The 8940-nt window shown below is 38.9% G+C and carries 8 protein-coding genes; 3 read left to right on the forward strand and 5 right to left on the reverse strand.

The window, feature by feature from the left end; translation table 11 throughout:
* Positions 1–70: 70 nt before the first annotated feature.
* Both Q0W26_RS01625 and Q0W26_RS01630 read right to left on the reverse strand, forming a co-directional pair.
* A complete protein-coding gene (locus Q0W26_RS01625; protein ID WP_298521677.1) occupies positions 71–709 on the reverse strand; it encodes a cobalt-precorrin-7 (C(5))-methyltransferase in 639 nt (212 codons plus the stop codon).
* A gap of 1 nt (position 710) precedes the next feature.
* Positions 711–1094 (reverse strand): helix-turn-helix domain-containing protein, encoded by a 384-nt coding sequence (locus Q0W26_RS01630; RefSeq protein WP_298521678.1) that lies wholly within the window; start codon positions 1092–1094, stop codon positions 711–713.
* A 131-nt stretch (positions 1095–1225) separates the two neighbouring features.
* Here Q0W26_RS01630 and Q0W26_RS01635 point away from each other — a divergent pair, with 131 nt between their 5' ends.
* Positions 1226–2011 carry a protein-ADP-ribose hydrolase gene (locus Q0W26_RS01635; protein ID WP_298521679.1) on the forward strand — a complete coding sequence of 262 codons (786 nt, stop codon included), beginning with the start codon at positions 1226–1228 and terminating at the stop codon, positions 2009–2011.
* Positions 2011–2862, forward strand: coding sequence for a hypothetical protein (locus tag Q0W26_RS01640; protein ID WP_298521680.1), 852 nt, complete (start codon positions 2011–2013; stop codon positions 2860–2862). The genes Q0W26_RS01635 and Q0W26_RS01640 overlap by 1 nt, the downstream gene beginning before the upstream one ends.
* Here Q0W26_RS01640 and Q0W26_RS01645 read toward each other — a convergent pair.
* Both Q0W26_RS01645 and Q0W26_RS01650 read right to left on the reverse strand, forming a co-directional pair.
* On the reverse strand, positions 2859–4985 hold the full coding sequence (locus tag Q0W26_RS01645) for a phage holin family protein (protein WP_298521681.1): 2127 nt from the start codon (positions 4983–4985) through the stop codon (positions 2859–2861). The genes Q0W26_RS01640 and Q0W26_RS01645 overlap by 4 nt on opposite strands.
* Positions 4982–5851, reverse strand: coding sequence for a metallophosphoesterase (locus Q0W26_RS01650; RefSeq protein WP_298521683.1), 870 nt, complete (start codon positions 5849–5851; stop codon positions 4982–4984). The genes Q0W26_RS01645 and Q0W26_RS01650 overlap by 4 nt, the downstream gene beginning before the upstream one ends.
* Positions 5852–5930: 79 nt before the next feature.
* Between Q0W26_RS01650 and Q0W26_RS01655 the strand changes: the two genes are divergently transcribed.
* Complete coding sequence (locus tag Q0W26_RS01655; RefSeq protein ID WP_298521684.1) at positions 5931–7121, forward strand: redox-regulated ATPase YchF; 1191 nt, start codon at positions 5931–5933, stop codon at positions 7119–7121.
* Between the two features lie 42 nt (positions 7122–7163).
* Here the strand turns inward: Q0W26_RS01655 and pyk are convergent, their stop codons facing one another.
* The gene (gene pyk, locus Q0W26_RS01660) at positions 7164–8567 is read right to left on the reverse strand and encodes a pyruvate kinase (protein ID WP_298521685.1); all 1404 of its coding nucleotides are present in this window, start codon (positions 8565–8567) and stop codon (positions 7164–7166) included.
* Between the last annotated feature and the right edge of the window lie 373 nt (positions 8568–8940).

The raw sequence follows: 8940 nt of genomic DNA on the forward strand, positions 1-8940 counted from the left end.
GATATAAATGCTTTAATCTTTAAAACAAATCGTAAATGCTTTTTAAAATGAATTTAGGACATCAATAGTTCTAATATATGACCATAATGCACATATAGGTAAATTCGCTTGTGGCAATGTCATTCAATGTGGCCTCGACAATTCTTTCATCAGGATAGCTGAGGCGTTCACATACGACAACTTTACGTGTCGGCTCAACACCATTGTCAAGCAAAAACTGCGCCATGTCCTTCACCTTTCTTGAAGGAAGCGCAATGGTGGTCTTTCCATTGTTTATCACCGGCAGAATCTCTTCAATGTTTTCCCGACCATGGAATGTCATTACATTGGCATTGTCCCATTGTATGTGGCATCTGGCGGCCGCAAGCTGAAGCGAACTGATTCCTGGAATGACTTCAATGCTTTCCTTTGGAAAACCGATTTCACCGGATAATCTCAAAACGGTATTCAAAACTCCTGAAAAGCCCGGATCTCCTGTTGATAATATTGACACCGTATTTCCGTCATAAGCCAGCTGGACTCCTTTTTTCAATGTGTCGACAAGTTCCTTGACGTTGAATGCAATTGTATTTTGAACGTCATCAAACAGTTCGATTGCGCGTGTGCTTCCGACGGTGTAGTCACTGGCCTTAACGGTATCAACTGCCTTTTTGGTTAAGTATTCGCTTGAACCTGGTCCAATTCCAATAATATAAATTTTTCCACACATTTTAACCATCAATTTCCAATCTTTCTTTGAAAGTCTCTTTCAATTCCTCACGGGTCTCATCCGAATAGCTGTTGTCGTTTTCATCGTGCAATGTAAACATTGCCAGTTCGTAAACGATTCTGTTCATGGATTTGCCGTATTCGGTCAGGTAATATTCTGTTGTAACCGGTGTGGTGTTCACGACGACCTTTTCAATCAGCCCGTTTTCTTCCAGTTCCTTAAGGCAGTTTGACAATACCTTATTGCTTAATTTTGGCTTGTCCTCCTTGAATTCCTTGAAATGCTTCTTTCCGAAAAACATGTCACGGATAATTTGGATGCTCCATTTCTTGTTAATTAGGTTTAAGGTTTTATCGACAGGACAGACTGTTTTTTCGAAGTTCATAATAATACTTTGTTTAAATATTATATATCTTTTTTCAGTTACTTTCAGGTAACCCGGTTGCTTTTAGGTTACAAAAATCATTTAAATAACCAAAATAAATTATTATTAATCGAATTTAAGGGGGATGAAATATGAATACAACAGAACAGTTGGATTTTTTAATAGACTATTTGCTTGACGAGAGAAATGATTTCACAGACATTCCACATGACCTTCAAAGCAAAAAGGGTTTGTTTAGGGCATTGATGAATATAAGAATGCCTGGTGAAGTGTCTGATGAATTTCTAAAGATTCAGGATGACTATTTGACCGCTGAAACATTGAATAAGACATTGACATCTCCAAACGATATTGAGGAGGTTAAAGGCAGAATTGCACTTTGGCAGGGCGACATTACCACATTGAAAGTCGATGCCATCGTCAATGCGGCCAATTCAAAACTGCTAGGATGCTTCATACCTATGCACAACTGCATCGATAATGTCATACATTCCTCTGCAGGCGTTCAGCTGAGGTTGGCCTGCGATGAAATAATGAAAGCCCAGGGAAGGGACGAGGCAGTCGGACGCGCTAAAATCACTCCTGCTTATAACCTTCCTTCAAAGCATGTGATTCACACTGTCGGACCTGCAATTCCACAGGGTTCAAAACCTTCACACACAGATTGCGAAGCGCTTGCAAGCTGTTATAAGGCATGTATGGAAATTGCCGATGAAAATGAACTTGAGTCATTGGCATTTTGCTGCATTTCAACAGGAGTTTTCAATTTCCCGAAGGGTTTAGCGGCACAGATTGCCATTGAAACCGTTGAGGAGTATTTGAATTCAAATGATTCCTGTTTGAAATGCGTGATTTTTGATGTATTTGATGACGGCGACTATCTGATTTATAAAAATTTGTTATGGGGTGATGAATAATGGACCGTTTCGTTCAAAGATTGGATAATGCTTTTGAAGCTATTGAAAATGCTGATTATATTCTTATCGGTGCGGGTGCCGGTTTTTCTGCAGCTGCAGGTCTTGAATATTCGGGCAAGCGTTTTGATGATAATTTCCAGGATTTCATTGAAAAGTATGGGGTACAGGACATGTACTCAGCAACATTCTATCCGTATCAAACACAGGAGGAAAAATGGGCTCATTGGGCACGTCATGTCTATGTGAACAGGTATTCGGTTGGAAAAACCAAATTATATGAACAATTGCTGGAACTGGTTAAGAATAAGGATTATTTTGTCCTTACAACAAATGTTGAGCATCAGTTTTGGATAAACGGTTTTGAAGATGAGCGAATCTTCGCAACACAGGGTGACTATGGGCTCATGCAGTGCGAAAAGGGATGTCACGATAAACTGTATTCAAATGAGGATCTGGTTTTTGAAGCGCTTGAAAAAACCGAAGACTGCAGGATTCCGTCTGAACTGGTTCCGGTATGTCCAGTCTGTGGAGGCAATATGGAAATCAATGTAAGAAAGGACAGTTTCTTTGTTGAAGATGAAAAATGGCATCAGATGTCTGAAAGGTATTATAAGTTTTTAAATTCAATCGATGAGGATAAGAATTTAGTGTTTTTGGAATTGGGAGTTGGATTCAACACTCCAACAATAATCAGATATCCTTTTGAACAGATGACATACAATAATCCCAACACTACACTGATAAGATTGAATAGAGATTTTCCACAGGCAATTCCGGAAAACAAGGATAGGACAATAAGCTTTGATGAGGAGATTTCTGAAATATTTGATTACTGGTTAAAAAGAGTTTAGATGTTTTCTAAATTCTTAATTTCTTTTTTTAAGAATTCATATATTGATTCAGCACCAATCAATTCACCGGGATTATTCCATTCTGAAGGGTATATGATAAATGGTCTTGTCTGATTGCCTCCAAGGCCTCCATGGCTTCCAATCAGCTCTTCGAATGCACACACTTCATCGGTTTGTGAGTCATAAAAGCTGTTAACTAAAATGTCCGGCATGTTTTTAAAGCCGTTCTGCCTTTTCAAATGTATGGAGGCATTTTCGCCAAAGCCTATCAGTGGATTTTCACCAACAACCCGGTCTGTTTCAAGATAGTAAATTCCACTCTCTCCAATCACCATTCCTCCGTTTGTCATTGAATTCACAAGAACGAATCCTATTCCCGGATGCTTTACAAGTCCCGGAATCAAATCCGGAAACAGCATCACGATTTCTTCATAGGTCAATCGCTGTTTCCATTGTGTGAGGTAAATCAAACCCAGGTTTCCTGAGCCTAAAACAATCAATTCCGAATCTTCTGCTTTTTTTGTTGAGTGTTCCACACTTTCATGGCGTTTAATGTAGTCTAAACTGTTGGAATACCTTTCCCTTAGATTCAGGTATTGTTCGTTTTCAAATATTATTGAAGATTTGCTGCTGTCAATTTTCCCCCTTATGCTCTGCACATATTCGTTTTCTTCAAACAAATCGTCACGAACATTTCCAAACTTGTTTTTAAGATTTCTGATTTGTTTGTTTTCAGGAATCACTGCATCCCTGAAGTGGTCAATGGTGTATTCCGTTTTGAACATTTTTAAATCATCCGGAAGCAATCTCCTCACGTAATTTCCAAGTGTCATTCCGTATCTCTGCTTAAATGTGGCACCTTTGCTTTGGCCATGGTCTGATAGAACAACCAATTTGTAGTCACGTTCACTCATGTCTATTGCAGATGTTAATCTTTGAAATTGCATGTCAATCTGCTTTAGAGCACCCCAAACGTCCATGTCCTCCACTCCGGAGTGGTGTGCTATCTCGTCATATCCCATGTAGGTTGCATATGCGGTATCGATGTCTCCTGTCAATATTTCGCCTGTTAAAACTTGTGTTGTAGCTTCCCTTAAAACAACGTTTGCCCCTGCCCTTACTGCCGCATAGACAATTGACCTTCTGATGCGGGGGTTGATATTTTTTAAATAATGAATCATTTGGGACTTTAACTCCAAAACAATGTCCCACAAGAACAGGACAAATATTCTGGGGAAGTTGTTTGCATCTAAAAATACGCTGTGCAGGCTTTTGCTGTAGATTTTCTTTAACCCTTCAAGTTTGGATGATGTCAATGTTGATTCGGGGCTGTCTCCTGAAAACATGTTTGCAATGCTTATTCCATCTTTAAGAAGACCGTCTCCATCGCTTATTCTTCTTTCGACTTCCGGTGCATCACTCAATTTTCCTGAAACTATAATATGATTCTCATTTTCTTTTTCAACCCATCTGTATGCAACGATGTTTTCATTGTTTCCATGCAATATTCCCGCCTGGCTTGATCCGGTTTGTGAGGATAAATCAGTCTCCCATTCCTTCAATGTGTGTGTCTTTTCATCCAGCCACTTCTTCAGGTTAGGCATCATGCCCTTGTCAAGAGCCTTTTTCAATGTATTGATTGACAGACCATCAATTTCAAGCATTATAACACCAGGATATCTCTTTTTGTATTGTGTTTTTCTTTTTAGGGCAAATTTCTTGATGGTTTTCATGTATCCGTCGAAATAATTGGTGTTTGTGATGTTTGTTGCGAATGTGGTGAATATAGCCATCACTATCGGAACCTGAAGCGCTCCGTAAAATCCGACATAAACTCCCGGAATGAAATAGGCAGCTATATAGAATGTTATGCAGTTAATGAATATTGTTGCAATTCCAAATGTGAAAATGATGATTTTCATGAAAAATCTTTGAAAAAGAGGCCATAGCAATGAGTTTGTTATTGCAAGGGCGATAATGATGAGTATTGCATTGTACCATGGGCCAACGCTGAAGTCCTGGCTTATGTAATCCACTGCATAAATTGATATCATGTTGGCTAATACAACAAAAATAATCGTAATGGATGACTTTAAATAAGGAATAATCTTGCCGGCACTCATTCTATCTCAATAATCTGCTTTTTACTGGTTTTTAATGTTATGATTGTAATTTCGGGTTTGCAATTGACTCTTATTCTGAATGAATTTGTTCCAAGGCCTTTGCTTGTATACTGAATCATGTTGCCGACCTTATAAAGTCCGACAGGATATCTTGTTGAATTCGGACCTCTGAAGGGGGTTGTTTCAAATTTAGGTATTATGAATTGGCCTCCATGGGAATGGCCTGAAATCTGAAGGTCAAACAATTCTGTTTGTGAAGACTGCTTTGCAAAATCAGGTTCATGGGCAAGCAATATTGAAGGTATGTCTTTAGGCATTTTTGCAATTACCTTGTCCAAATCATCGGCACATACTGTACTGGAGTCGACTCCACAGAGATTGAGGCAGTCATCACCTTTTTTAAAGGTATGGACATCATTGCTTAAATCAACAATGTCTGCAGCCTTGAATATATTTCTGACCCTTTCAGCACTCATCCAATGGTCGTGATTTCCCAAAACTCCGAATTTGCCGTCCTTTGCTGTCAGCTTTTTCAATGAGTTTTCCAGAGCTTTGTCATAGTCATGCAGATTATATGAAAAGTAGTCACCGGTAAGTGTGACAATGTCAACGTTCAAGGTGTTGGCATAATCAATCAGCTCATCGAGATATTCTGGATTAATCCACTGGCCGAGATGGATATCGGTCAGATTTAAAATACGGTAATTGTTAAAATTCCACCCCAGGTTCTTCAGTTCGATGTCAACTTCAACGATGTCGATTTTTTTCTCTGTAAATTTCTTGTCCGGAAGCGAATAGGTCATTGCATCCTGAATTCCTTGACGGACTTTCATTGCAGCCGGCCGCTCTATATCTTCATCTTTCATTAAATAATGTTTACTTTCTGAAACTATTTATAATTTTAAATACAAACATTTAGATGTTATTATAAATTAAGTGATTATTATGCTTCAAATTGCAGTTTGTGGAAAACCAAATGTTGGCAAATCATCTTTTTTCAATTCAGCAACTGCATCTGGTGTAGAAATGGCAAACTATCCATTTACAACCATTGATGCGAATAAGGCTGTTGCTCATGTTATTAAGGATTGTCCATGTAAGGAATTGGGTGTTACATGCAATCCTCACAATTCAATCTGTCTTGACGGAAAAAGATTATTGCCGATTGAAATGATAGATGTTGCAGGATTGGTTCCTGGAGCACACGAAGGAAAAGGATTAGGTAATAAGTTTTTAGATGACTTAATGCAGGCTAAAGTATTCATAAATGTCATAGATGCTTCAGGTTCAACAGACCTTGAAGGAAATCCTGTCGATGCCGGAAGTCACGACCCTCTTGAAGATGTGGACTTTCTTGAAAACGAGATTGTAATGTGGATGTATGGAATCCTGTCAAGAAATTGGATAAGGCTTGTAAGAAAGATAAGTGCTGAACACCTTGACATTGCAAAGGTATTGTTTGACCAGCTGTCAGGTACAGGAATAGCCATTGAAGATATAATCGAAGCTAAAAGGACAATTGAACCTGACTTCAACAAATGGGAAGAAGAGGATTTGATTGAACTTACCCGTAACATTTTGCATATTGCAAAACCGATGATGATTATTGCAAACAAGGCTGATCTTCCGACTTCAGCGGAAAACATTGAAAGAATCAAGGCAAAATATCCTAATGTCATTCCTACTTCAGCTGGTTCAGAGCTTGCACTTGTAAATGCTGCAAAAGCAGGTTTGATTAGCTATTTGCCTGGTGATGATCATTTTGACATATTGAAACCTGAAGAATTGTCTGAAGCTCAGCTTAAGGGTTTGGAATATATTCAGACCAACATTTTGGACAAGTATGGAAGCACCGGCGTTCAGGATGCTTTAAACTACGGTATTTTTGAATTGCTTGACCAAATCGTTGTCTACCCTGTTCAGGATGAAAACAAGTACACTGACCAGAAGGGCAATGTGCTTCCAGATGGAATACTGCTTAAAAACGGTTCAAATCCTCGTGAACTGGCATATCTTGTCCACACTGACATAGGAGATAAGTTCATGCACGCCGTTGATGCAAGATCAAAGATGCGCATAGCCAGTGACTATGAGCTTAAGGACGGCGACATCATAAGCATCATTACAAGAGGATGATTCCTCTTCTTTTTTTTAATTTTGACATTAACGATTGGGTTTTTAGATTTCCATTATTCTTAAGTAATTTGTTCTTTTTGCCTCACCTATCGGAAATCCGCCGGTTATTATGATTAAATCTCCCTTATTCAGGTCAAATTCTTTCTCTGCCATTTTTCTTGCATTTTCAACCATTTTGTCAGTGCTTTTGTAAATGTCTGTTATCACGGGTTTCACACCAAAGTTTAAGACGACCTTCTCGGCAATGTGGCTGGACGGACAGCAGGCCAATATGATACAGTCCGGTCTCAGATTACTGATTCTGCTGGCAGTAAATCCTGTCATTGTAGTTGTAACTATTGCCTTGACGTCCGTATATTCAACGGCTCCCACAACTAGTCTTGCAATGGTGTCGCTGATGGCTATGTCTCCCTTGTATTCGAAATGTTTGGTATAGTCAATGGTAGATTCCACATATTTGCATGTTCTGCTCATTATTTCAACTGCCTCTACCGGATATTTTCCGACAGTGGTTTCTCCGGACAGCATCACACAGTCAGTACCATCCAATACTGCATTGGCAACGTCTGAAATCTCTGCTCTTGATGGTCTTGGGCTTTCATACATGGATGCAAGCATTTCTGTAGCGACAATGGCAAACTTGCCTTTTTCACGGCATTTTCTGATGATGCTCTTTTGAAGTGTCGGAAGCTCTTCCATAGGAACTTCGACTCCAAGGTCTCCCCGGGCAACCATGATGCCGTCGGATTCATCGATGATTTCATCAATGTTTTCGATGCCTATGTTGCTTTCGATTTTGGAAATGATGCAGGAATCTCCTCCTGCTTCTTCAATTATTTTACGGGCTTCAATTACATCTTCTTTTCTATTCACAAATGATAATGCTAAATAATCGCAGGAGTGCTGGGCTGCAAAGGTAATGTCGTTTTTGTCTGTTTCGCTCATGAAATCCAGTTTCAAATCGACCCCTGGAACATTAATGGTCTTGTGGTCTTGGATTTTACCGTCTCCCAATGCTTTCAATATGACATAATCGTTTTTCTTCTCGATTACTTCCAATTCAAGCAATGCATTGTCTATGAGGACCTTGTCACCCACTTCAATAAAATCAATTGCTTCGCTGTGATTTACTCCGAATTCCTCTTCATTTCCAACTATGCAGTTCTTGCTCATCTTGATGGTGTCTCCTTTTTGAAGGGAGACTCCTTCGTCTTTAAATTTCAAAGTTCGAAACTCAGATCCTTTTGTATCATACAGAATGGCAATAGGGGCATTGCAGGCTTTACGCACATTACGAATATTGTCTATTGTTTTCAATATGCAATCGTGTGTGGCATGGCTGAGATTAATACGTGCGCAGTCCATACCTTTGTTGACCATTTTACTCATTACCTCAACTGAATCGGATGCCGGACCAATGCTGCATATTATTTTTGTTTTTTTCACATTATCATCTCGAATGTTTGATTTTGAAGATAATCTTTCAAATTATTCCCAACTGATTAATAGTTATGTAAGTGAATGTTAAATAATTTGTGAATGGGTAGATATTGACATTAACGTTTGCCTTTGGCCATTTAAACTTGCTTTTTGAAACCCCTTGATATATATCCACGCTTGAAAGCAATTTTGATTTGCATAATCGTCGTCGTTAATGTCAATGTCGCCTTATCAGATTGAAACTAAAAGGGGCACTATTGATTAGATTAACGTTGGCTTTCTGGAAATTGCCCGTTCACTGACTTCTGCACTTATGTTTTTGACATTAACGAGTGCGACCCACAATTATAATACTTAATAGGTTATTTGTATTATTAAT

It is taken from the genome of uncultured Methanobrevibacter sp. (assembly GCF_947169325.1).
GTDB lineage: Archaea > Methanobacteriota > Methanobacteria > Methanobacteriales > Methanobacteriaceae > Methanocatella.